Origin of the sequence: Pseudomonas sp. BNK-30 (genome assembly GCF_047456185.1) — a bacterium.
GTDB lineage: Bacteria > Pseudomonadota > Gammaproteobacteria > Pseudomonadales > Pseudomonadaceae > Aquipseudomonas > Aquipseudomonas putida_E.
In genome coordinates this window covers 4076058-4099748 of the sequence record NZ_CP179904.1, presented here as the reverse complement: position 1 = coordinate 4099748, position 23691 = coordinate 4076058, and the positions used below count along the sequence as shown (strand labels likewise).

Sequence of the window (23691 nt, the reverse complement as noted above, 5' to 3'; positions counted from 1 at the left end):
GGGAGACAGTTCAGGCGTCGTTCTTGCTCTCCAGCAGCATGAACAGGCGATACAGCACCACGGTGCTGAACAACTGCAGGAAGCCGAGCAGGCTGGCCATGGCCAGCTCCAGGGCGGGGGCAGGCTCGGGGAAGGCGATCAGCAGCAGCCCGTCAATCAGCCAGATCGGTGCGAGCACGGCAAGTACGCAGAGCATGATGCGCATGAAGTGCCCGGTGGTCATGCGTGCGCTTTCGCGCATCGACTGCACCACCGGCAGGCCGCGCAGCACCAGCAGATACTCGGCGAACACCAGGTTGATCATGATCCATACCCCCGGGAAGACCAGCAGCGCCAGCCCGGCCATGATCAGCAGCGAACTGATCATGATCAGCAGCGCCAATTGCGGCCATAGCTGCATGGCGCGGGCAAACAGCTCGCGTTTTGGGATCTCCTGGCCGTTGCTGCGGGTGTCGAGGTAAAGAATCAGCGCTGCACTGTAAAGCGGGTAGAACAGCAGGCTCACCAGCATGCTGTAGGCCGGTGATGCCTGGTCGCCCAACTGCTGGTACAACAGTTGGGTTACCAGGGCTTCGAGTACGACCAGCGGCAAGCACAGCGGGATGATGTTTGCCAGGTGGCGGCGGAAGAAGTAGAGGGAGTCGCGCAAAACGCTCAGCGGATTCATCGGTCAACATCGCATGGCAGTAAAAGCAGGGGCCTAACTTTAGCCCAGAGCAGTCAATTGCTGAAAAAAGTTTCACCAGGCCAGTGATTGAATCCGCCGCCTGCGCGCCCCATCTTTGACACGTCCGATGTCCCGCTTCCCACGAGGTAGCCCATGAACACTGAAGAACAAACCCTGATCGATGGCCTGTTTGGCCGCATCAAACAAGCCGAAGACCCCAGCCAGCCGCGTGATGCACAGGCCCAGGCGCGCATCGAGGAACACCTGCGCGAGCAGCCGGCGGCGCCTTACTACATGGCCCAGGCAATCCTGGTACAGGAGGCTGCGCTCAAGCGCCTGGACGAACAGAACAAGCAACTGGAAGCAGAGCTCAAACAGGCTCGTGCCCCGGTCGAGGCTTCCCGCACCAGCAGCACCAGCAGTGGTGGCTTCCTCTCCAGCATCTTTGGCGCCAGTGGGCGTAATGCGCAGCCTGCCCAACCATCACAGCAGCCCCAGCGGCCTGCCACGCCGGTCGCGTCGGCAGGCGGTTGGCGTGAGCCGAGTGCCCCGGGCTTCTCCCAGCCGCAGGCTGCGCAACCTGGTTTCGGCGCCGCGCCGGCTCGGGGTGGTGCCAGCAGCTTCCTGGGTGGTGCGATGCAGACCGCTGCCGGTGTGGCCGGTGGTGTGTTGCTGGCACAAGGCATCAGCAGCCTGTTCAACCACCACTCGCAGCCGGAAGAGGTGGTTGAGGTGATCAAGGAAGAACCAGCCCCGGCCAGTGATACCGCTGGCTGGAACGACGAGGGCGCGCAGCCGCAGGTGGCCGACAATGGTGGCTGGGGCGCTGACCAGGGTGGTTTCGCTGACAGCGATTATGGCAGCGATGATGGCGGCTTCTTCTCGGACGACGACACCTTCGTCTGATCGGTCTGGCATACTGCTGGCATTTTCGGGGGCGCGTTGCGCCCCTTCAGCCGAGGGTATGTAGTGAAGAAAATCGCACTGTTCGCCGATGTGCAGAACCTCTACTACACCGTGCGCCAGGCCCACGGCTGTCACTTCAACTACACCGCGCTGTGGTCTGAAGTCAGCCGCGAGGGTGAGATCGTCGAGGCCGTGGCGTATGCCATCGACCGTGGGGACAGCAAACAGCAGCAGTTCCAGCAGATCCTGCGCAACCTTGGTTTCGATGTGCGCCTCAAGCCGTTCATCCAGCGCAGCGATGGTTCGGCCAAAGGTGACTGGGATGTGGGGATAACCCTGGATGTGATCGATGCAGCCAGCCGTGTCGATCAGGTAGTACTGGCTTCGGGCGATGGTGATTTCGACCTGCTGCTGGAGCGGGTGATACAGCGTCATGGCGCCGAGGCGGTGGTCTACGGTGTGCCGGGGTTGACCGCCATGTCGCTGATACGAGCGGCCAGCCGCTATGTGCCGATCGAAGGGCGTCTGTTGTTGAAGCATTGAAGCTCGGCGGCGCTTGATTGCCATTGCGCCGTATACCCCAGCCATTACGCAAAATTGTGCTGCCCAATTAATCCGGTTTTGTAACTTAATCTTGGCGGCGAGGCTCCCTAAACTCATTTCCCCGTAAACGGATTTCGAGTTTTGCCATGCCTGCCTCCCGCCGCTTCCCGTTATTGCTGATTGGTGCCTTTCTGGCCTTGTACCTGGTCTGGGGCTCGACCTACCTGTTCATTCGCATTGGTGTGGAGTCCTGGCCACCGATGCTGATGGCCGGGGTGCGGTTCCTTATCGCCGGGGGCCTGCTCTATGGGTTTTTGCGCTGGCGCGGGGTGCCGGCGCCGACCTGGCCGCAATGGCGTGCAGCAGGGGCCGTGGGTTTTCTGCTGCTCAGTTGCGGCAATGGCGGCGTGACGGTTGCAGAGCATGCTGGCGTTGCCTCCGGCGTCGCTGCGCTGGCGGTGGCTACGGTGCCGCTGTTTACCTTGGTGTTTGGCCTGCTGTTCGGCCATCGCAATTCGCGCCTGGAGTGGGCGGGCATCTTCCTTGGGCTGGTTGGCATCGGCCTGCTCAACCTCGGCTCTAACCTGCAGGCCAGCCCCATCGGTGCGGCGCTGATCCTGTTTGCGGCTGCCGCGTGGGCGTTCGGGTCGGTCTGGAGCAAGAGCCTGCCGTTACCCCAAGGCCCCATGGCCAGTGCGGCCGAGATGCTGGTCGGTGGTGCGGTATTGCTGCTGGGCAGCGCCCTGTCGGGTGAGCGCCTGACTCAGATGCCCACTGCTGCAGGCTGGGGCGCATTGGCTTATCTGGTCTTGTTCGGCTCGATCCTGGCATTCAGCGCCTACATGTACCTGCTCAAGCATGTGCGCCCGGCGGCGGCCACCAGCTATGCCTATGTCAACCCGGCGGTTGCAGTGTTGCTTGGTATCGTCTTTGCCGGCGAGCAGATCGGCGCAGAGGAATGCCTGGCGATGGCGGTGATCATCAGTGCCGTGGTGCTGATCGGCCTGCCGCAGTGGCGCAGGCCGGCGCAGCCCACTGCATCGCTTGAGGGCGAAACCTGCAAGTAGGCCGGGGTGTTGCGGTAAACTTGCCGCCTTCGCTGAACCCCCTGACGGTATTGCCATGAATTTCGCCAAACTCGGCCTGATCGAACCGTTGCTGCGCACCCTGCAGCAGCTGGACTACACCACCCCGACCCCGGTCCAGGCCCAGGCCATCCCCGCCGTGCTGGCCGGCCGCGACCTGATGGCCGCGGCCCAGACCGGCACCGGCAAGACTGCCGGTTTTGCGCTGCCTGTGCTGCAGCGCCTGGCGCTGGAAGGGGAAAAGGTCGCCAGCAACTCGATCCGTGCCCTGGTGTTGGTACCGACCCGCGAATTGGCCGAGCAGGTGCACAACAATGTGCGCGAATACGCCGAAAACCTGCCGCTCAGCACGTACGCGGTGTATGGCGGGGTCAGCATCAACCCGCAAATGATGCGCCTGCGCCGTGGCGTCGACCTGCTGGTGGCCACCCCGGGGCGCTTGCTCGACCTGTTCCGCCAGAACGCGGTGAAGTTCAACCAGGTACAGACCCTGGTGCTTGACGAAGCCGACCGCATGCTCGACCTGGGTTTTGCCGAAGAGCTGCAGTCGGTATACGCGGCCCTGCCGCGCAAGCGCCAGACGCTGCTGTTTTCCGCTACTTTCTCCGACCAGATCCGCATGCTGGCAGGGCTGGCGCTCAATGACCCGCTGAGCATCGAGGTCAGCCCGCGCAACGCGGCTGCCACCACGGTCAAGCAGTGGCTGGTGCCGGTGGACAAGAAGCGCAAGGTCGACCTGTTCTGCCACCTGCTGCGCAAGCAGCGCTGGAAGCAGGTACTGGTGTTTGCCAAGACTCGCAATGGCGTAGACCAGTTGGTCGAGCGGCTGCTGGGCGAGGGCGTGAACGCCGATGGCATTCACGGTGACCGCCCGCAAGCCACGCGCCAGCGCGCGCTGGACAGCTTCAAGGCCCGTGAGATCCAGGTACTGGTCGCCACCGACGTTGCCGCCCGCGGCCTGGACATCGACGACCTGCCGTTGGTGGTCAACCTCGACCTGCCGATCGTGGCCGAGGATTATGTGCACCGTATTGGTCGCACGGGCCGTGCCGGCAATAAAGGCGAGGCGATCTCGCTGGTGTGCGCCGATGAAGTGCAGCAGTTGGCAACGATCGAGACACTGATTCGCCAGACCTTGCCGCGCCACGAAGAACCGGACTTCATCCCCGATCACCGGGTGCCGATGACCGATGCCAGTGGCCAGGTGATCAAGAAGCCGAAAAAGCCCAAGAAGCCGAAAGAGAACAGTGCCAAGCGCGGGCTGGGGCGCTGGATGGACAGTGGCGACGAGGCTCCGGTCAAGTCGGTGCGCAAAGTGCCGAGCTTCAATACCGGGCCGAAGAAGCGCAAGCCTTGAGGTTTTGGGGCTGCTTTGCAGCCCTTTCGCGACACAAGGCCGCTCCTACGGACAGTCGCGAAAGGGTCGCAAAGCGGCCCCGCATCCTGTCACGCAGACCGCGCCAGCCATTGCGCCGCTGCCCGCCCGGCCCGCAACCCACTGGCAAAGCACGCCGTCAATAGATACCCCCCTGTCGGCGCCTCCCAGTCCAGCATCTCGCCGGCACAGAACACGCCAGGCATGCCCTTGAGCATCAACCCCTCATCCAGCCCCTCGAAGCGCACGCCACCGGCACTGCTGATCGCCTCGTCCAGCGGCCGGGTGCGTACCAGCGTGATCGGTAACGCTTTGATCGCTCGCGCCAGCGCGGCCATATCGGCAAACGTCGCCTGATCCGTCAGTTCACGCAGCAGTGCCGCCTTCGCCCCGTCGATGCCCAGTTGGCTGTGCAGGTGCTTGGCCATCGACCGCGAACCACGCGGCTTGGCCAGGGCCTGGGCAATCTTGTCCACAGGCTTGTCCGGCAGCAGGTCGAGCAGCAGCGTTGCCTGGCCGTCGCGGTTGATGGCCTCGCGCAACGGTGCAGACCAGGCATACACCAGGCTGCCCTCGACACCCTGGGCGGTAAGGATGAACTCACCTTTGCGCGTTGCCGTGCCTGGCATGCCCAGGGCGATGTTCTTCAGCGGCGCGCCGGCGAACTTGTCCTTGAGCAGCGCACTCCAGCCTGCGACTTCAAACCCGCAGTTGCTCGCTTGCAAGGGGGAGATATCCACAGCCCGTTCGGCCAGCACAGGTTGCCAGGCGCCGTCGGAGCCCAGCCTGGCCCAGCTGCCGCCACCCAAGGCCAACACAACAACATCAGCCTTTACCTGCAGTTCGCCCTGTGGATAAGCGATTTGCAAGGCGCCGTCGGCGTGCCAGCCCAGCCAGCGATGGCGGGTGTGGATAACCACGCCGCTGTCGCGCAGGCGTTTGAGCCAGGCGCGCAGCAACGGCGCGGCTTTCATGTCGGTCGGGAAGACTCGGCCCGAAGTGCCCACGAAGGTTTCGATGCCCAAGCCGTGAATCCACTGGCGCAGGGCATCGGCATCGAAGTCGCCCAGCAGCCGCTTTATCTCGCTTTCGCGTTCGGCATAGCGCGCCACGAACTGGGGATAGGGCTCGGAATGGGTAATGTTCATGCCGCCGACGCCCGCCAGCAGAAACTTGCGGCCCACCGACGGCATGGCGTCGAACACCTGCACTGCCAGGCCCGCCTGGGCCAGGGCTTCGGCGGCCATCAGGCCGGCGGGGCCGGCGCCGATGACGACAGCCAGGGGAGGGGATGCGGGGCGTAGATCGGACATGGTGGTCAGCAGGCTGTGGAAAAGACCGCGCATTCTAACGCAGCAGGGGCCATGCAAGCACTGAGCAAAAAATGATCAGTATGCTGCAGGGCACGGTGGTAAAGGGCTGTAGCGGCTTTCCAGCAGGTTATCCACAGGCGGTTCCACAGTCATTGTGAACAACTGATGACCTTCGCCGCGCTGTGGTGGAGGATGCCGTGGCGTCGCGCCAGGGCTTCCCTGTCCTTGCTGTAGCCGCCGCCGATCACGCCGACCACCGGGATATCCCGCCCCAGGCAGTGGCGCATGACATGCTCGTCGCGCGCAGCCAAGCCGGCATCGGTCAGTTGCAGGTAGCCGAGGGCATCGTCCTTATGTACGTCCACACCGGCGTCGTACAGCACCAGGTCGGGTTGATACAGCGGCAACAGGTAGTTGAGCGCGTCTTCCACCACCTTCAGGTAGGCGGCGTCACCCATGCCCCGCGGCAGCGGAATGTCCCAGTCGCTGTGGGCCTTGCGCGCCGGGAAGTTCTGTTCGCAGTGCAACGATACGGTGATGGCGTCCGGGGTGTCCTGCAGGATGCGCGCGGTGCCATCGCCCTGGTGCACGTCGCAATCGAAGATCAGCACCCGGTGCACCCGCCCGGCTTCGAGCAGGTAGCGGCTGATCACGGCCAGGTCGTTGAAGATGCAGAAACCGGCTGGGTGGTCATAGTGGGCGTGGTGGGTACCGCCGGCCAGGTGGCAGGCCAGGCCGTGCTGCAGCGCCATTTCGGCAGCCAGCAGCGAGCCGCCCACCGCACGCACGGTGCGCCGCGCCAAGGCCTCGCTCCAGGGCAAGCCCAGGCGGCGCTGGTCCTCGCGCGACAGTTCGCCGTGCATATAGCGCTCGATGTAGTCGCGGTCGTGGGCCAAGGCGAGGATGTCATTGGGGCAGATTTGCGGGCGCAGCAAAGCCTGGTCGGTGGTCAGCCCACTCTCGACCAGGTGGTCGCGCAGCAAGCGGAACTTGTCCATGGGGAAGCGATGCTCGGGTGGGAACTCCGGGCTGTAGTCATCGTGGTAGATCAGCGGCAACGGCATGGTGGGTTCGCAATCGGGGCCAGTGCTGATCTTGCCAGTTGTTGGGTTGTGGGTAAAAGTACTGCGCCGCGCCTACGCTGAACCTGTAGCACGGCAAAACCGGAGCACGCCCCATGACCCCCATCCTTGAACTGGAAAGCGCCCGCCTGGTGTTACGCCAATGGCATGACGACGACCTGCGCGAGTTCGCCGCCATGAGCGCCGACCCGCAGGTGATGCGTTACTTTCCCGCCCCAATGACGCGGCTGGAGGCGGCGGCATTGATCGGCAGGATCCGCGGCCATTTCAACGAATACGGCTTCGGCCTGTGGGCCCTGGAGCGCAAGGACAGCGGCGCCTTCATCGGCATGACCGGCCTGCTCAACGTCAACTTCGATGCGCCGTTCGCGCCAGCTGTGGAAATCGGCTGGCGCCTTGCCCGGCGGCACTGGGGCCTGGGCTTTGCCAGCGAGGCGGCGTGGACCTGCCTGCGTTGTGCTTTCGCCCAATTGCGCCTGGAGGAGGTGGTGTCGTTCACTACCGAGGCCAACCTGCCGTCGCAGAAGGTCATGCAGGCCATCGGCATGGTGCAGGACCTGCAAGGCAGTTTCGAGCACCCGCGCCTGCCCGCCGGGCACCCGCTGCGGCCCCACGTGCTGTACCGCATCGACCGGCCCCGCTGGGAGCAGACCTTGCGCGCTGAATGAGCGGTCATGCGCGGTGCCGATGACAAACCCTGTATCATTTGCCTTCATGAAAGCGCCGTAGAGCTGTGATGCCTTGCTAGGAGAACCCCCGATGAGTCATGTGTTGGACGACCTGGTCGACCTGTTGAGCCTCGAATCGATCGAGGAGAACCTGTTCCGTGGGCGCAGCCAGGACCTGGGCTTCCGCCAGCTGTACGGTGGCCAGGTGCTGGGCCAGTCACTGTCGGCGGCCAGCCAGACGGTCGAAGACGCGCGCCATGTGCATTCGCTGCACGGTTACTTCCTGCGCCCTGGCGATGCCAGCCTGCCGGTGGTCTATTCGGTAGACCGTGTGCGCGATGGCGGCAGCTTCAGTACCCGGCGCGTGACGGCCATCCAGAAGGGCCAGACCATTTTCACTTGCAGTGCGTCGTTCCAGTACGACGAGGAAGGTTTCGAGCACCAGGCGCAGATGCCTGATGTGGTCGGGCCGGAGAACCTGCCGAGCGAGGTCGAACTGGCCCGCGCCATGGCCGACCACCTGCCTGAGCGCATTCGTGACAAGGTGCTGTGTGCCAAACCGATCGAGATACGCCCGGTCACCGAGCGTGACCCGTTCAACCCCAAGCCCGGCGACCCGGTGAAATACACCTGGTTCCGCGCCGACGGCACCCTGCCGGACGTGCCCGCGCTGCACAAGTACCTGCTGGCCTACGCCTCGGACTTCGGCCTGCTGACCACCTCGCTGTTGCCCCATGGCAAATCGGTGTGGCAGCGCGACATGCAGATCGCCAGCCTCGACCACTCGTTGTGGTTCCACGGCAACCTGCGCGCCGATGAGTGGCTGCTGTACGCCACCGACAGCCCATGGGCCGGCAATGCCCGTGGTTTCTGCCGGGGCAGTATCTACAACCGTGCGGGGCAGCTGGTGGCGTCGTCTTCGCAGGAAGGCTTGATCCGTCACCGCAAGGACTGGGCATGAGCCTGGCCGATATCCGCAACTGGGTGTTCGACATGGACGGCACCCTCACCGTGGCAGTGCATGATTTTGCCGCCATTCGTGAGGCGCTGGAGATTCCGCCCGAGGACGACATCCTCACCCACCTGGCGGCATTGCCTGCGGCGCAAGCGGCCGCCAAGCATGCGTGGCTGCTGGAGCACGAGCGCGACCTGGCGGTTGCCTCGACTGCAGCTACCGGTGCTGTGGAGCTGGTGCGGGAGCTGGCCGGGCGTGGCTGCCGGTTGGGCATCCTTACCCGTAATGCGCGTGAGCTGGCGCATGTCACGCTGGAGGCGATCGGCCTGGCGGATTGCTTTGCCGTCGAGCACGTGCTCGGTCGTGACGAGGCGGCGCCCAAGCCCAACCCCGATGGCCTGCTGAAGATCGCCAGTGCCTGGGGTGTGGCGCCGAGCGAACTGGTGATGGTGGGTGACTACCGCTTCGACCTGGATTGCGGCCGAGCGGCCGGGGCGCGCACAGTGCTGGTGAACCTGCCGGATAACCCATGGCCGGAACTGGTGGACTGGCATGCGGTGGACTGCCGGGCTTTGCGGGCGTTGCTGGGCTGAGTTTTCGGTAGCCTGCGCTTGCCCTGCCGCCGGCAAGTTGATCACCGCTGCTGAAGGCTGCCCGAGCACCTGAGGGAGCCGGCTTGCCGGCGATAGGGCCGTTACTGTCTATGCTCACCCGCAGTATTTTTCCCAAATGGAGAACCAGCCATGACCCATAAAGCCATCTACGTGCAACCCGGCGGCGGCTACGACAAGGTCGAAGTCGGCACCTGTGAGGCTGCTGCGCCCAAGCCCGGCGAGATCACCGTACGCCTGCACGCCAGCTCCCTCAACTACCACGACTTTGCCGTGGTCAGCGGCATGTGGGGGCCGAGCGAGCGGCGCATTCCCATGGCCGATGGCGCTGGCGAAGTGACCGCTGTCGGGGCGGGCGTCAGTGAGTTCAAGGTCGGCGACAGCGTGGTCAGCACCTTCTTCCCGGACTGGCTCGATGGCCAGGCACTGGTCGAAGGCTTCGCCAGCGTGCCGGGCGATGGCATCGACGGCTACGCCCGTGAACAGGTCACCGCCCGCGCCACCTCCTTCACGCTGGCACCCAAGGGCTACAGCCACGCCGAGGCCGCCACCCTGACCACCGCCGGCCTCACGGCCTGGCGTGCACTGATGAGCGACGATCACCTCAAGCCCGGCGACACCGTACTGGTACAGGGCACCGGCGGCGTGTCGATCTTCGCCCTGCAGTTCGCCAAGCTGGCAGGCGCCACGGTAATCGCCACCTCGTCCAGCGATGCCAAGCTCGAACGCCTCAAGGCCCTGGGCGCTGATCACTTGATCAACTACAAGAGCACCCCGGCCTGGGGCGAGAAGGTGCGTGAGCTCACCGGCAACCGTGGCGTCGATCATGTGATCGAGGTAGGCGGGCCGGCGACGCTGGAGCAGTCGATGATTGCCGCACGGATCGGTGGGCATGTGTCATTGATCGGCATCCTTACCGGTGTCGCCGGGCAGTTGCCGCTGGTTCAGGCGCTGGTTCGGCAGATCCGTCTGCAGGGTGTGCTGGTGGGTAGCCGCGCGCAGCAGCAGGCGATGGTCCGGGCGATCGACGCCAACGGCTTGCTGCCTGTGGTGGACAAGCATTTCGAACTGGAGCAGATCGTCGAAGCGTTCCGCTACCAGGAGAGCAACCGGCATTTCGGCAAGATCTGCCTGACCTGGTAATCGCCACCCTTAGTCCGGCAACAACCGGTCCCGGCTGTTGGACAGATGCAGGCAGATCGCCGCCCGCGCCGCATCCGGGTCTTGCCGGGCAATGGCGTTGAGAATCGCCTCATGCTCCAGGTTGGCCAGGTAGGCATGCCGCGCCAGGTTGGCCCCGGCGCGTTCGGCGATGGCCATGCGGTTGCGAGGAATCAGGCCATTGCCCAGCTGCGCCATCATCTCGCTGAAGTACAGGTTGCCGGTGGCCTCGGCGATCAGCAGGTGAAAGCGGCGGTCCGCTTCGATGCAACTGTCACCGGCCGCGGCGAGGTCCTGATAATCGTCCAGTGCCTGGCGCATGCGTGCCAGGTGTTGTTCGTTGCGGCGCACGGCGGCGAGGGCGGCTGCCTGGCCTTCGAGGCCGATGCGCAGCTCCAGCAGGTCGCGCACGCTTGCGGCATTCTCCACTCCCACCCGCAACCCGGCCTGCGCCGGGCGCGCCATCACGAAGGTACCAATCCCATGGCGCGGTTCTACCAGGCCGGAGGCCTGCAGTTTCGACAGGGCTTCACGCACCACGGTGCGGCTGACACCGTGCTCGCGCACCAGGGTGTTTTCCGACGGCAGTTTGTCGCCCGGCTTGATGGTGCCCAGCAGGATTTGCTGGGTCAGGCTGGAGACCAGGTCGTGGGCACGGCTGTGGCCTGTTTTGCGGGGCTGCTGGGGCATGGGCTGCTCCGGTTGGCGAGTTAGCTTGTACGACAAGTTAGTCGATAAAAATATTTTCTGCCTGTTTTTTCGCAGCGCCGGGCAACCTGAAAAGTGAACTTATTAGCTTTATCGCCGCTTTTATACGATCTATAAGCTTGTATTTTGTGTTTTTAACGACAATCGCCATCTTGTCGTACAACTTCGCCGCGCATATGCTCTGCCCACTGTCATGTCAGACCACCTCGACCCGCACAAAAACAATTAGTGGGAGATACACAAGTGAACGACACCCTCGATCCGTCTGCCCGTAACGGCGGCGACGTGCTGGCCAGCGCCGTGGCCAAGGTCAAGCGCCACGTCCTGCCGCTGTTCGTGATCATGTTCATCGTCAACTACCTCGACCGCGTCAACATCGGCTTCGTCCGGCCACACCTGGAAAGCGATTTGGGTATCAGCGCTGCGGCCTATGGCTTTGGTGCCGGGTTGTTCTTCATCGGCTATGCGCTGTTCGAAGTGCCCTCGAACATGCTGTTGCAGCGCGTCGGCGCCCGCCTGTGGCTGACCCGCATCATGTTCACCTGGGGGCTGGTGGCCACGGCCATGGCCTTCGTGCAGAACGAAACCCAGTTCTACGTGCTGCGCTTTTTGCTCGGTGTTGCCGAGGCCGGCTTCTTCCCTGGGGTGATCTACTACTTCACCCGCTGGCTGCCAGGTGCCGAACGCGGCAAGGCGATTGCCATCTTCCTCAGCGGCTCGGCGCTTGCCTCGCTGATCTCCGGCCCACTGGCCGGCGCGCTGATGCAGATCCAGGGCCTGGGCATGCATGGCTGGCAGTGGATGTTGTTCATCGAGGGCATGGCCTCGGTCACGCTGTGCTTCTTCGTGTTCTTCTGGCTCGACTCCAAACCGCACGACGCCAAGTGGCTGAGCAAGGCCGAGCAGGACGCGTTGGTCGATACCATCGACCGCGAGCAACGTGAGCGCGAAGCCACCGGCGCCGTCAAGGTATCGTCCTGGAGCTTGCTCAAGGACCGCCAGATCGTGCTGTTCTGCCTGATCTACTTCTGCATCCAGCTGACCATCTACGCTGCGACCTTCTGGTTGCCCAGCATCATCAAACGCATGGGTGACCTGAGCGACCTGCAGGTCGGCTTCTTCAACTCCATCCCGTGGCTGATCTCGATTCTGGCCATGTATGCCTTCGCCGCTGGCTCCTCACGCTGGAAGTTCCAGCAGGCCTGGGTGGCTGCTGCCCTGGTGATCGCGGCCATCGGCATGTTCATGTCGACCACGGGCGGGCCGGTGTTCGCCTTTGTCGCGGTGTGCTTTGCCGCCATCGGTTTCAAGTCCGCTTCGTCACTGTTCTGGCCGATCCCCCAAGGCTATCTGGACGCGCGTATCGCTGCGGCGGTGATCGCCCTGATCAACTCGGTGGGCAACCTGGGCGGCTTCGTCGCGCCCACCACCTTCGGCCTGCTCGAGCAGCAGACCGGGTCGATCCAGGGTGGCCTGTACGGCCTGGCCGTGACCTCGGTGCTGGCGGCCATTGCGGTGTTCTTCGTGCGCACTCGCCCAAAGGGCGTCCCCTCCAATGACCTCAAGGCCCCTTCGGCCTTGGGCCAGACCCACTGATGACTGCGAGACAACAATCATGAACATGCAGACGACTCCCGCACTCCACACCAGCACCCCCGTGGTCACCGACCTGCGCGTGATCCCGGTAGCCGGCCATGACAGCATGCTGCTCAACCTCAGTGGCGCCCATGGCCCGTTCTTCACCCGTAACGTTGTGGTGCTGCGTGACAGCGCCGGCAACACGGGCCTGGGCGAAGTGCCCGGCGGCGAGAAGATCCGCCAGACCCTGGAAGATGCCCGCAGCCTGGTGGTCGGCCAGCCGATCGGCCACTACCAGCGTGTGCTCAATGCCATGCGCCAGACCTTCGCCAACCGCGATGCCGGCGGGCGTGGCCTGCAGACCTTCGACCTGCGCATTACCGTGCATGCGGTGACGGCCATCGAGTCGGCGCTGCTCGACTTGCTCGGCCAGCACCTCAATGTGCCCATGGCCGCGCTGCTCGGCGAAGGCCAGCAGCGCGACGCGGTGAAAATGCTCGGCTACCTGTTCTATATCGGTGACCGCCAGCAGACCGACCTGGCTTACCGCAACGAGGCCGACGCCGATGATGACTGGTTCCGCCTGCGTCACGAGAAGGCACTGACCCCTGAGGCCGTGGTGCGCCTGGCTGAAGCCGCCAAGCAGCGCTATGGCTTCAGCGACTTCAAGCTCAAGGGCGGCGTGCTGCGTGGCGAAGAGGAGATGGAGGCGGTGACGGCGCTGGCCGAGCGCTTCCCCGAAGCGCGTATCACGCTAGACCCCAATGGCGCCTGGTCATTGCAAGAGGCCATTGCCCTGTGCCGTGACAAGCACCACGTGCTGGCCTATGCCGAAGACCCGTGCGGTGCCGAAAACGGCTATTCGGGCCGTGAGGTGATGGCCGAGTTCCGCCGTGCCACCGGCTTGCCCACCGCCACCAACATGATCGCCACCGACTGGCGCCAGATGGGCCATGCGATCCAGTTGCAATCAGTGGACATCCCCTTGGCCGACCCACACTTCTGGACCTTGCAGGGCTCGGTACGGGTGGCGCAGATGTGCAACGACTGGGGCCTGACCTGGGGTTCGCATTCGAACAACCACTTCGATATTTCATTGGCGATGTTCACCCAGGTAGCTGCGGCGGCGCCGGGTGAGATCACGGCGATCGACACCCACTGGATCTGGCAGGACGGCCAGCGTCTTACCCGCGAGCCGCTGCGCATCGTCGACGGCCATGTGCGCGTGCCAGAGCGCCCAGGGCTAGGGGTGGAGCTGGATGAAGACCAACTGGCCAAGGCCCATGAGTGCTACCGCAGCATGGGGCTGGGAGCGCGGGATGACGGTGTGGCGATGCAGTTCCTGATCCCCGGCTGGACGTTCGATAACAAGCGGCCTTGCCTGGTGCGTTGAAGCCCGGTGCCCTATCGCCGGCAAGCCGGCTCCCACTGGGTTTGCGCTGAGCTTGAGAGCAGCGGGGTACCTGTGGGAGTCGGCTTGCCGGCGATTGGGCTGCGCAGCAGCCGCCTCACCCCGCCTCAAAAAATGCCCGAGCCATCGCCACAAACGCGCCCAGCACTGGGTTCGGATTATCCCGGCAATACGCCAGAAAGATCTCCGCCTGCTGGTCCGTCCCCACCATTGGCTTGAACACCACCTGCTCCAGCCGCAGCGCCTGCGCCGATGCCGGCACCACCGCACAGCCCAGCCCGACATTGACCAACCCCAGAATCGAATGCGTCTGCCCCAGTTGGTGCAGATAACGCGGCTGCACCTCGTGGCGGGCAAACAGATTGGCGATGCGGTCATGGAAGTAGCGCCCCTCGTTGGCGCTGTACATCACGAACGGCTGCTGATCGAAATCGGTCGGCTTGAGCCGCTCGCGCGCTGCCAGTGCATGGCCGGCGGGCAGGGCAGCGACGAAGGGCTCGCGGTGGATCGGCAGGTACTCCACGCGCGCGCTGGGCAGTACCTGGCGCACCAGACCGACATCGATCAGCCCAGCCTCCAGGTCATGCACCTGGGTTGCGGAGATGCGCTCGCTGAGCACCAGTTCGATGTCGGGTACGGTCTTGGCGGCGTGCACCAGCAGGCGCGGGATCATGCTGTAGGCCCCGACCGCTGTGAAGCCCAGCGTCAGTCGGCCAGCCTCGCCATGGGCAATGCGCCGGGCCGACTGGCTGGCCGATTCGGCGATCTGCAGTATGCGCCGGGCATCTTCCAGAAAGCTCTGCCCGGCGAGTGTGAGCCGCGCCTGGCGGTTGTTGCGCTCGAGCAGCAGCACCCCCAGCGAATGCTCCAACAGCTGGATCTGCCGGCTCAACGGCGGCTGGGTCATGTGCAGGCGGCTGGCGGCACGGCCGAAATGCAGCTCCTCGGCAACCGCTACGAAGCAGCGCAGCTGGTGCAGCTCCATGATTCAATTCCTGAATTATTCGATCCACCATCTATATTAGACCTGTATCGCATGCCGGCCTAGCATCGAGTCACACCTTTGAAGTTGCCGGATATCAACGATGAACAACGACAACACCGCAGCCGTCGAGCTGCTGCTGACCCAGCCGGTACCGGATGCCATCGATGCGCAACTGGTCAGTGCCTACCAGGTGCATCGGCTGTATCGACATGACAATCCTCAACAACTGCTCGATGAGGTCGGCCCTCGTATTCGTGGGGTGGTCACCGGTGGCGCCAAAGGCTTGGCCAATGCGCTGATGGATCAACTGCCAGCGCTGCAGATCATCGCCATCAGTGGCATCGGCACCGACGCTGTCGACCTGCACCACGCGGCGAAGCGCGGCATACATGTCACCACGACCCCGGGGGTGCTCACCGACGACGTGGCCGATATGACCATGGGGTTGATCATCAACACACTACGCCGCCTGGGCGAAGGTGAACGCCTGGTGCGTGACGGCTTGTGGGGCACGGTCAACCTGCCGTTGGCGCGCAAGGTCAGTGGTAGTGCGCTGGGCATCGTCGGCCTTGGGCAAGTCGGCAAGGCCATCGCCCGCCGTGCTGCCGCCTTCGACATGCACATTACCTACAACGGCCGCCGCGAACAGCACGGCTGTGGCTACCGCTTCGTCGCTGACCTGGTCGAACTGGCGCGTTCTGTGGATGTGCTGGTGGTGGCGGCCTCGGCTGATGGCGGCAAGGTGCTGGTGAGCGCCGAGGTGCTCGACGCGCTGGGCCCGCAGGGCTACCTGATCAACGTGGCGCGCGGCAAGTTGGTGGATGAGGACGCACTGGTCGAGGCCTTGCGCGAACGGCGCATTGCCGGAGCCGGGCTGGATGTGTTCGTCGATGAACCCCATGTGCCACCGGCTTTGTGTGACCTCAACCAGGTCAGCCTGCAGCCGCACCGAGGCAGCGCCACCCTGCAGACCCGCCTGGAAATGGGGCAAATGGTGCTGGACAACCTCGCTGCCTGTTTCCGCGGTGAGGTGCCGCCGAACTGCGCGTAACCCCTATCACCGGCAAGCCGGCTTCCACTGGGAGCCCACTGCTTTGCAGCCCGGTGATGTACCTGTAGGCGCCGGCTTGCCGGCGATAGGGCCACTAGCGACACCACAAGGCCACACCTTCTCTGCACAAGAACAATCGCTTCCATCGAGAAGCAAGAGGGTACACATGAACAGCAAATCCGCCGTCGCCGCACCGCAGGCCGTCGCCGCAATCGGCCGCCATCGCTTCCTTGTCCTGGCGCTGATCTTTGTCATCACGGTCATCAACTATGCCGACCGCGCCACCCTGTCGATCACTGGCACCGAGGTACTCAAGGACCTCGGCCTGGACCCGGTCATGCTCGGCATGATCTTCTCTGCCTTCGCCTGGGCCTACGCCCTCGGCCAGGTACCCGGCGGCTGGTTGCTGGACCGCTTCGGTGCACGCCGCGTGTATGGCATCAGCCTGATTCTCTGGTCGCTGTTCACCCTGCTGCAAGGCACAGTGGGCTGGCTGGGCCTGGCCGGTGTGTCGGCTGCGGTGGCGTTGTTCTCCATGCGTTTCATGCTCGGCCTGGTGGAGTCACCGGCATTCCCGGCCAACTCGCGCATCGTCAGTTGCTGGTTCCCCACCCGCGAGCGCGGTACCGCATCGGCGCTGTTCAACTCGGCGCAGTACATGGCAGTGGTGGTGTTCGCGCCGCTGATGGCGTGGATGACCCACACGATGAGCTGGGAGCAGGTATTCATCTGGATGGGCGTGCTCGGCCTGCTGCTGAGCGTGGTGTGGTTCCGCCTTTACCATGAGCCGCACAGCGCACCAGGGTTGAGCCGTGAAGAGTTCGATTACATGCGTGAAGGCGGAGCGCTGGTCGACCTGGAAAAAGAGCGCAAGACGGCCAAGAGCAAACCGACCCGCGCGGAGCTTGCACAGCTGTTCACCAGCCGCAACCTGTGGGCGGTCTACCTGGGGCAGTATTGCATCACTGCGCTCACCTATTTCTTCATCACCTGGTTCCCGATCTACCTGATCAAGGGCCGTGGCATGACCATCATGGAGGCCGGCTGGGTGGCCGCGTTGCCGGCCATCTGCGGCTTTACCGGTGGCATCCTTGGGGGCTTCGTGTCCGACTGGCTGATCCGCCGCGGCGTGCACCCGTCCAGGGCGCGCAAGACGCCGTTCGTGATCGGCATGGCGTTGTCCACCACCTTGGTGCTGGCCAATTACGTGGATGGCAACGCGGCGGTAATTGCCCTGATGACCTTGGCATTCTTCGGCAAGGGCCTGGCAGCGGTGGGTTGGGCGGTGCTGTCGGATGTGGCACCGAAGAAAATGGTCGGCCTGTGCGGTGGCGTGTTCAACGGCATCGGCAACATTGCCGGCATCGTCACCCCGCTGGTGATCGGCTACGTAGTGGCCAGCACCGGCTCCTTCGACAACGCACTTTGGTTCGTGGCCGCCCATGGCGTGCTGGGGATCTTCGCTTACCTGTTGCTGGCCCGGCGCTTCGAACGGACGGGGCAGGCGTAGGCAGACGCCTGAGCAACAGAGGCCCCGGGAGACCGGGGCTTTTTTGTATTTGTTACGCATACCCAGATGAAAAACAAAACCCTCAAATGGCCATCAGGCGTGTCTGGACATGCCATCCACGACATCTGACGTTTATGGAAAAGCGCTGTCGTGATCGAACAGTTGCGAGGCGTTCTCGTGTAATTTCCTGCAGCCTCAGCCGGCTTAAATGAACCCCGAACCGCACTGACGCCCTGCTTTGTGACGCGCGCCAAAGATCAACAACAGCGCGCAAGCAAGGTGTCGACTCATTGAATCCAAAGGAGATATTTTCGCCTACGCCTGCCCGTCCTTCCTTGTGTCAGCAAAAAGAGAACAACATCAATGAACACCGTGGGATCTGATGGCAACCTTGCACAAGGTTTCAAGCCACGTCATGTAACGATGCTGTCCATCGCGGGCATCATCGGCGCCGGTCTTTTCGTCGGCTCCGGGCACGCCATCGCGGCAGCCGGGCCAGCCACCATTGTTTCTTACTTCGTGGCCGGGACCCTGGTGGTGCTGGTCATGCGCATGCTCGGCGAAATGGCCGTGGCGCACCCCGACACCGGTTCGTTCTCCACCTATGCCGACCAGGCCATCGGCCGCTGGGCCGGCTACACCATCGGCTGGCTGTACTGGTGGTTCTGGGTGCTGGTGATCCCGATCGAAGCACTGGCCGCCGGGCATGTGCTCAACGCCTGGTTCCCACAGGTGGACAGCTGGATCTTCGCCCTCGCTTCCGTACTGCTACTGGCGTGCACCAACCTGTTCAGCGTGGCCAAGTACGGTGAGTTCGAGTTCTGGTTCGCCATTCTCAAAGTCACGGCAATCCTTTGCTTCATCGGCTTGGGCTTTGCGGCCCTGATGGGCTGGTTGCCCAACCGCGAAGTCAGCGGGTTGAGCGGGTTGATGAGCGCCTACGGCGGCTTTGCGCCCAACGGCTGGTCTGCCGTGATTGGTGCATTCATCACCGTGATGTTCAGCTTCATCGGCACTGAAGCGGTGACCATTGCCGCCTCCGAATCCAGCGACCCGTCGCGTAACATCGCCAAGGCCACGCGCTCTGTGATCTGGCGCATCAGTACCTTCTACATCCTGTCGATCTTCGTGATCATCTCGATCGTGCCATGGAACGACCCGCAGCTTGCGGTGGTGGGTTCTTACCAGCGTGCGCTGGAAATCATGAACATCCCCAATGCCGCCTTCATGGTCGACCTGGTGGTGCTGGTGGCCGTGACCAGCTGCATGAACTCGTCGATCTATATCGCTTCGCGGATGATGTACTCACTGGCCAAGCGCGGTGATGCGCCGGCCTTCCTCAACAAGACCTCCAAGGTCGGCGTGCCACGCGCTGCCGTGTTCGGCAGCACCCTGATCGGCGCGGCCATCGCCATCCTCAACTATTTCGCACCCAAGGGTGTGTTCGAGTTCCTGCTGGCCAGCTCCGGCGCCATTGCGCTGCTGGTTTACATGGTCATCGCCATCTCCCAGCTACGCATGCGCCGCCGCCTGGAGCGCGAAAACGCGGAACTGAAGTTCCGCATGTGGCTGTTCCCGTGGCTGACCTGGGCGGTGATCATTTTCATTGGCGGGGCGCTGGCGGTGATGATGTATACGCCCGAGCACCGGGTGGAGGTGACCGCTACATTGAGCCTGGCGATCTTCATTTCCTTCCTTGGCATCGTCACCGCGCGCGGTCATGAGCGACAGGCGGCGGAGGTGCGCTCGCTCGGTTGAGCGGCGGCTGTGACGCCTCCATGGTGGCCGGGTTGCTCGGCCACCATGGCCCGATCGGCGTGATGTATCCGTGCCATCACTTTTTTCGTACACTCCGGTCTCCTAGCTTGCAAGGGAGTGTGCAACATGTGTCGTGGGATTCGACTGGCCTTGGCCTTGAGTATGTTGCACCTGCCACTGGCGCTGGCCAATGAAGCATCAGGCGACCCGCTGCTGGACACGCCGAGCGTCGGCAATACGGGCGCCGAGCACAGCGCCCGTGGCGTGTTGCGCGCGCGTCACCAGGCAGTGCTGGCCAGTGAGCTGGCCGGGCGTATCGTCGAGATGCCTTATGCTGATGGCGAGGCCTTCAAGAAGGGCAGCACCCTGGCGCGCTTCGACTGCTCGGCCTACCAGGCCCAGCTCAATGCCGCTCAAGCGGCGGTGCGCGCAAGCCGCGAAGAGCTCAACCACAACCGTCAACTGGCCGCATTGAAATCGGTGGGGCAGTTCGAGGTATCGCTGGCTGAGGCCAAGCAAGCCCAGGCCCAGGCCGAAGCCCAGGTCTACCAAGTGCAGGTCAAGCGCTGTGTGGTCACCGCCCCGTTCGATGGGCGAGTGGTACAACGCCGTGCCCAGCCCCACGAAAGCGTCGCCAACGGCGCACCGCTGGTGGAGGTGGTGGACAATCGTTCGCTGGAAATCCAGCTGCTGGTGCCTTCGCGCTGGCTGGCCAGGCTCAAGCCTGGGCAAAGCTTTCAGTTCACCCCGGATGAAACCGGTCAGCCGCTGGGCGCCACGGTCAAGCGTGTGGGCGCGCGAATCGATGAAGGCAGCCAGACGCTGCTGCTGATCGGCGAACTCCCCACCGACACCCACGGTTTGCTGGCGGGCATGAGCGGTACGGCCAGCTTTGCGCAGCAGCCATGACCGCCGCTGCCCATGGTACGGCGGAACGGGCCTTCGCCTTGTTTCTGGGGCTGCAGCGCCAGGCGCGCCAGGCCACCAGTACCGAGCAGCTGGCGTATGCCATGGTCAACGACGGCCAGGCGATGTTTGGTTTTCGCCATGCCGCGTTACTGATCGCCGGCAAGGTGCAGGCGCTGACAGGCATCAGCGTGGTGGAAGCCAATGCACCGTTCGTGGCCTTTGTCGAACGTGCCGTGGGCAAGTTGCAGGCAGCGGGTGTCGCAGGGCAAGCCGGCGAGGTGGAACCAAGCGTGCTGGATGCCCAGACCCTCGCCGACTGGCAGGCGTTGTCGGCAGGGCAAGCCTTCTGGTTGCCATTGCACGACCGCAAGGGTGAGGCCTTCGGCGGCTTGTGGCTGGCCCGCGAGCAGGCGTTCAACGCCGCCGAGCAGGCCTTGCTGGTGCAGTTGGGGGAAACTTATGCGCATGCCTGGCAGGCGCTGAACCCGGTGCGCCCTTGGCGCCTGCGCTGGCCGCGGCGGCGCTTGCTGGCGGTGCTGGCGGCCGCGCTGCTGTTGCTGTTGCTGCCGGTGCGCCAGTCGGTGCTGGCACCGGCCGAGGTGGTGCCGCGCGGTGGCTGGGTGGTGGCGGCGCCGCTGGACGGGGTGGTGGCCGAGTTCCTGGTCAAACCCAACCAGCGTGTGGCGGCGGGGGATTTGCTGGTGCGCTTCGATGCCACCGCCCTCAAGGCCCAGGCCGATGTTGCCGCACGCACCTTGGGCGTGGCAGAGGCCGAACTCAAGGTCAGTACCCAGCGCGCCTTTACCGATGCCGACTCCAGCGCGCGCCTGGACTTGCTGGCCGCACGCGTGGAACAGAAACGCGCCGAACTCGACTATGCCCACCAGTTGCTGGCGCGCAGCGAAATCCGCGCCGAACGTGACGGCATTGCGGTGTTCGCCGATGCCGAGCGCTGGACTGGCAAACCGGTGCAGACCGGCGAGCGGCTGATGCAACTGGCCGACCCTGTGCACGCTGAACTGCGCCTGGAATTGCCGGTCGGCGATGCCATCGCCCTGCAGCCGGGGGCCGAGGTGGCGCTGTTCCTTGACAGTGACCCACTGCATCGGCACGTGGCGCAGCTTGAACGTGCTGCCTACGAGGCGCAAACCACCGCCGCCGGGCAGCTTGCCTACCGGCTGGATGCGACCTTCGTCGAGGCCTCACCACGCATCGGCCTGCGCGGTACGGCAAAGCTGTACGGCGAACGCGCGCCATTGGCCTATTACCTGCTGCGCCGGCCTTTGGCGGCCCTGCGCCAAGGGCTGGGCCTGTAATGTTGCCGGCGCTGCGTGCGGACCTGCAGCTCTCGCCAGCGGCACCGGCGTTGGACGGTGCCCCGCAATGGACCTTGGCCGACCCGTTGCGCGGCCGTTATTTCAAGCTTGGCGCGGCAGCGGTGCGTTTGCTCCGCCACTGGCCGCTGGGTGAGCCGCAACGGGTGCTGGCAGCTGCCAATGCCGAGCCGGGCCTGCCTCTGGATACTCAGGCGGTAGAGGACCTACTGGCGTTTCTCGGCCACCACGACCTGCTTAGCGCCAAGGACCCGGGGCAGCGCCAGAGCTATGCCGTGAAGGCCGCCGCCAGCCAACAGGGGCTGTGGCACAAAGCATTGCACCAGTACCTGTTCTTCCGCATCCCGCTGTGGCGCCCGGATGCCTTTCTCAACCGTACCTGGCCGCTGCTCGAGCGCCATGGTGGCTGGCTGCTGCGCGTTGGCCTGCCGGCGCTGCTGGTGCTTGGCCTGTTCCTGGTGATTCGTGACTGGTCGCGCTTCATCGCCACGTTCCCGCACCTGTTCAGCCTCGGCGGCATGCTCGCCTTTGGCCTGGCCCTGGCTTTCGCCAAGCTATGCCACGAGTTCGGCCATGCCTACATGGCCAAGCGCGCGGGTTGCCGTGTGCAGAGCATGGGGCTGGCGTTCATGGTGCTGCTGCCTATGTTCTACACCGATGTCAGCGATGCCTGGCGCGTCAGCGACCGGCGCTCACGGCTGCTGATAGATGCAGGTGGCGTATTCGCCGAGCTGGTACTGGCGGTGTTGGCACTGCTGGCCTGGTCGCTGCTGCCCGATGGGCCGCTACGCACCGCAGCGTTCATGCTGGCCAGTGCCACGTGGATCACTACCTTGCTGGTCAACCTCAACCCGTTCATGCGCTTTGACGGGTACTTTCTGGTCAGTGACCTGTTAGGCGTGGAAAACCTGCAGCAACGCGCGTTTGCCCTGTGCCGGTGGCGCTTGCGCGAGGCGTTGTTCGGCTATGGCGAGACGATGCCCGAGCCGTGGCCACCGGTAATGCGCCAGCGCCTGTTGATATGGGGCTATGGCGCCTGGGTCTGGCGTGCGCTGTTGTTCTTGGGTATCGCCCTGGCGGTGTATCACCTGTTCTTCAAGGTGCTGGGCATCTTCCTCATGCTGGTGGAACTGGTGTGGTTCATCGGCTTGCCGGTATGCAAGGAGCTGCAGCAGTGGTGGCTGCGCCGTGACCAGGCCCAGCCGCGCAAGGCGCTGGGGCTTGGCCTGGGGTTGATGCTGCTGCTGGCGCTGCTGGCCGTGCCTTGGCGCGGTGCAGTGGAGGTGCCGGCGATGCTCGAGGCGTCGCGGGTGAGTGCCTTGCATGCGCCTGTGGCGGCGCGAGTGAAGCAGTTGCAGGTGCACGATGGCCAGGCGGTCGCTCAGGGGCAGTTGCTGCTGGAGCTGGAATCGCCGGACCTGGATTCGCGCCTGAAGATCGTGCGCCGCGAAATAGAAATTCTGCAGTTGCTGTTACGCCGTCAGTCCGGGCGCAGCGCTACCGCCAGCGATGCCGGGGTGCTCGAGCAGCAACTGGCCGAGGCAGTGGCCGAGTACCGTGGCCTTGCCGCGCAGCGTGAACGCTTGCAATTGCGCGCGCCGGGTGCGGGAGTGTGGCGCGACATGCCCAGGGACCTGCAGGCGGGGCAGTGGGTCAATACAGGCCAGGCCCTGGGGCGGGTCGTCGAACCGGGGGTGCGCCTGCGTGGTTACTTGGGCGAGGCCGATTTGTGGCGCGTAGCGGCTGGCAGTGAAGGACGCTTCATTGCCGATGACCCGGCTCGGGCGGCGTTGCCCGTGCGCGTGGAGCAGGTGGATGCCACCGGGGTTGCCGCGCTGGAACTGCAGGCGCTGGCGTCTGACCGACATGGCCCGGTGGCCGTGCGCCGCGATGGCCAACAGCGGGCCCAGCCGCTGCAGGCGCAGTACGGGGTGCGCCTGAGCCCGCTGACGGATGTGGCTGATGTGGCCCAGCCGTTGCGTGGGGTGGTGGTGCTCGAGGGTGCCCGCGAGTCGCTGCTGGGCGCTGCCTGGCGCCGGTTGGCAGCCTTGGGCGTGCGCGAGAGTGGTTTCTAGTGCGAA

The 23691-nt window shown here is 64.3% G+C and carries 21 protein-coding genes; 16 read left to right on the top strand and 5 right to left on the bottom strand.

Going from position 1 to position 23691, the window contains the following annotated elements:
* Positions 1-10: 10 nt before the first annotated feature.
* A complete protein-coding gene (locus ACMGGN_RS18990; RefSeq protein WP_012312586.1) occupies positions 11-667 on the bottom strand; it encodes a YciC family protein in 657 nt (218 codons plus the stop codon).
* A 153-nt stretch (positions 668-820) separates the two neighbouring features.
* Between ACMGGN_RS18990 and ACMGGN_RS18985 the strand changes: the two genes are divergently transcribed.
* The 4 genes from ACMGGN_RS18985 (at position 821) to ACMGGN_RS18970 (ending at position 4558) form a co-directional block, all read left to right on the top strand.
* Positions 821-1573: a DUF2076 domain-containing protein gene (locus ACMGGN_RS18985; RefSeq protein WP_414156189.1), complete on the top strand. Its 753-nt coding sequence runs from the start codon at positions 821-823 to the stop codon at positions 1571-1573.
* Positions 1574-1636: 63 nt separating this feature from the next.
* Entirely contained in the window at positions 1637-2116 is a 480-nt protein-coding gene (locus ACMGGN_RS18980; protein ID WP_012312588.1) for an NYN domain-containing protein, read from the top strand.
* 146 nt (positions 2117-2262) lie between these two features.
* Positions 2263-3183, top strand: coding sequence for a drug/metabolite exporter YedA (gene yedA, locus ACMGGN_RS18975; protein ID WP_046785150.1), 921 nt, complete (start codon positions 2263-2265; stop codon positions 3181-3183).
* Between the two features lie 55 nt (positions 3184-3238).
* Positions 3239-4558, top strand: coding sequence for a DEAD/DEAH box helicase (locus ACMGGN_RS18970; RefSeq protein WP_012312590.1), 1320 nt, complete (start codon positions 3239-3241; stop codon positions 4556-4558).
* Positions 4559-4647: 89 nt separating this feature from the next.
* On the opposite strand, the gene ACMGGN_RS18965 is transcribed toward ACMGGN_RS18970, so the two are convergent.
* Together ACMGGN_RS18965 and ACMGGN_RS18960 are read right to left on the bottom strand one after the other, a co-directional pair.
* Positions 4648-5889: a TIGR03862 family flavoprotein gene (locus ACMGGN_RS18965; RefSeq protein ID WP_281870143.1), complete on the bottom strand. Its 1242-nt coding sequence runs from the start codon at positions 5887-5889 to the stop codon at positions 4648-4650.
* Positions 5890-6038: 149 nt separating this feature from the next.
* On the bottom strand, positions 6039-6953 hold the full coding sequence (locus ACMGGN_RS18960) for a histone deacetylase (protein ID WP_115273507.1): 915 nt from the start codon (positions 6951-6953) through the stop codon (positions 6039-6041).
* Positions 6954-7066: 113 nt separating this feature from the next.
* Between ACMGGN_RS18960 and ACMGGN_RS18955 the strand changes: the two genes are divergently transcribed.
* The 4 genes from ACMGGN_RS18955 (at position 7067) to ACMGGN_RS18940 (ending at position 10348) form a co-directional block, all read left to right on the top strand.
* A complete protein-coding gene (locus tag ACMGGN_RS18955; RefSeq protein ID WP_012312593.1) occupies positions 7067-7639 on the top strand; it encodes a GNAT family N-acetyltransferase in 573 nt (190 codons plus the stop codon).
* Positions 7640-7730: 91 nt separating this feature from the next.
* On the top strand, positions 7731-8600 hold the full coding sequence (gene tesB, locus ACMGGN_RS18950; RefSeq protein ID WP_012312594.1) for an acyl-CoA thioesterase II: 870 nt from the start codon (positions 7731-7733) through the stop codon (positions 8598-8600).
* Positions 8597-9187 carry an HAD family hydrolase gene (locus tag ACMGGN_RS18945; protein WP_012312595.1) on the top strand — a complete coding sequence of 197 codons (591 nt, stop codon included), beginning with the start codon at positions 8597-8599 and terminating at the stop codon, positions 9185-9187. Before tesB ends, ACMGGN_RS18945 begins: the two co-directional genes overlap by 4 nt.
* A gap of 150 nt (positions 9188-9337) precedes the next feature.
* Complete coding sequence (locus ACMGGN_RS18940) at positions 9338-10348, top strand: zinc-dependent alcohol dehydrogenase family protein (RefSeq protein WP_039603560.1); 1011 nt, start codon at positions 9338-9340, stop codon at positions 10346-10348.
* Between the two features lie 9 nt (positions 10349-10357).
* On the opposite strand, the gene ACMGGN_RS18935 is transcribed toward ACMGGN_RS18940, so the two are convergent.
* Complete coding sequence (locus tag ACMGGN_RS18935; protein ID WP_039603559.1) at positions 10358-11056, bottom strand: FadR/GntR family transcriptional regulator; 699 nt, start codon at positions 11054-11056, stop codon at positions 10358-10360.
* Positions 11057-11317: 261 nt separating this feature from the next.
* Between ACMGGN_RS18935 and ACMGGN_RS18930 the strand changes: the two genes are divergently transcribed.
* Together ACMGGN_RS18930 and gudD are read left to right on the top strand one after the other, a co-directional pair.
* A complete protein-coding gene (locus tag ACMGGN_RS18930) occupies positions 11318-12670 on the top strand; it encodes an MFS transporter (RefSeq protein ID WP_046785155.1) in 1353 nt (450 codons plus the stop codon).
* Between the two features lie 19 nt (positions 12671-12689).
* Positions 12690-14045: a glucarate dehydratase gene (gene gudD / locus ACMGGN_RS18925; protein ID WP_012312599.1), complete on the top strand. Its 1356-nt coding sequence runs from the start codon at positions 12690-12692 to the stop codon at positions 14043-14045.
* Between the two features lie 115 nt (positions 14046-14160).
* Here the strand turns inward: gudD and ACMGGN_RS18920 are convergent, their stop codons facing one another.
* On the bottom strand, positions 14161-15048 hold the full coding sequence (locus ACMGGN_RS18920; protein WP_080952079.1) for a LysR substrate-binding domain-containing protein: 888 nt from the start codon (positions 15046-15048) through the stop codon (positions 14161-14163).
* Between the two features lie 100 nt (positions 15049-15148).
* On the opposite strand from ACMGGN_RS18920, the gene ACMGGN_RS18915 reads away from it, so the two are divergent.
* From ACMGGN_RS18915 to ACMGGN_RS18890, 6 genes are all read left to right on the top strand, one after another.
* Positions 15149-16099: a 2-hydroxyacid dehydrogenase gene (locus ACMGGN_RS18915; protein ID WP_414156188.1), complete on the top strand. Its 951-nt coding sequence runs from the start codon at positions 15149-15151 to the stop codon at positions 16097-16099.
* 166 nt (positions 16100-16265) lie between these two features.
* A complete protein-coding gene (locus ACMGGN_RS18910; protein WP_046785158.1) occupies positions 16266-17609 on the top strand; it encodes an MFS transporter in 1344 nt (447 codons plus the stop codon).
* A gap of 363 nt (positions 17610-17972) precedes the next feature.
* Entirely contained in the window at positions 17973-19367 is a 1395-nt protein-coding gene (gene gabP / locus ACMGGN_RS18905) for a GABA permease (RefSeq protein WP_281870139.1), read from the top strand.
* A 162-nt stretch (positions 19368-19529) separates the two neighbouring features.
* Entirely contained in the window at positions 19530-20276 is a 747-nt protein-coding gene (locus tag ACMGGN_RS18900; protein ID WP_281870251.1) for an efflux RND transporter periplasmic adaptor subunit, read from the top strand.
* Entirely contained in the window at positions 20273-21592 is a 1320-nt protein-coding gene (locus ACMGGN_RS18895; protein ID WP_125923527.1) for an efflux RND transporter periplasmic adaptor subunit, read from the top strand. The genes ACMGGN_RS18900 and ACMGGN_RS18895 overlap by 4 nt, the downstream gene beginning before the upstream one ends.
* Positions 21592-23685 (top strand): biotin/lipoyl-binding protein, encoded by a 2094-nt coding sequence (locus ACMGGN_RS18890; protein WP_414156187.1) that lies wholly within the window; start codon positions 21592-21594, stop codon positions 23683-23685. Before ACMGGN_RS18895 ends, ACMGGN_RS18890 begins: the two co-directional genes overlap by 1 nt.
* The last annotated feature ends 6 nt before the right edge of the window (positions 23686-23691 follow it).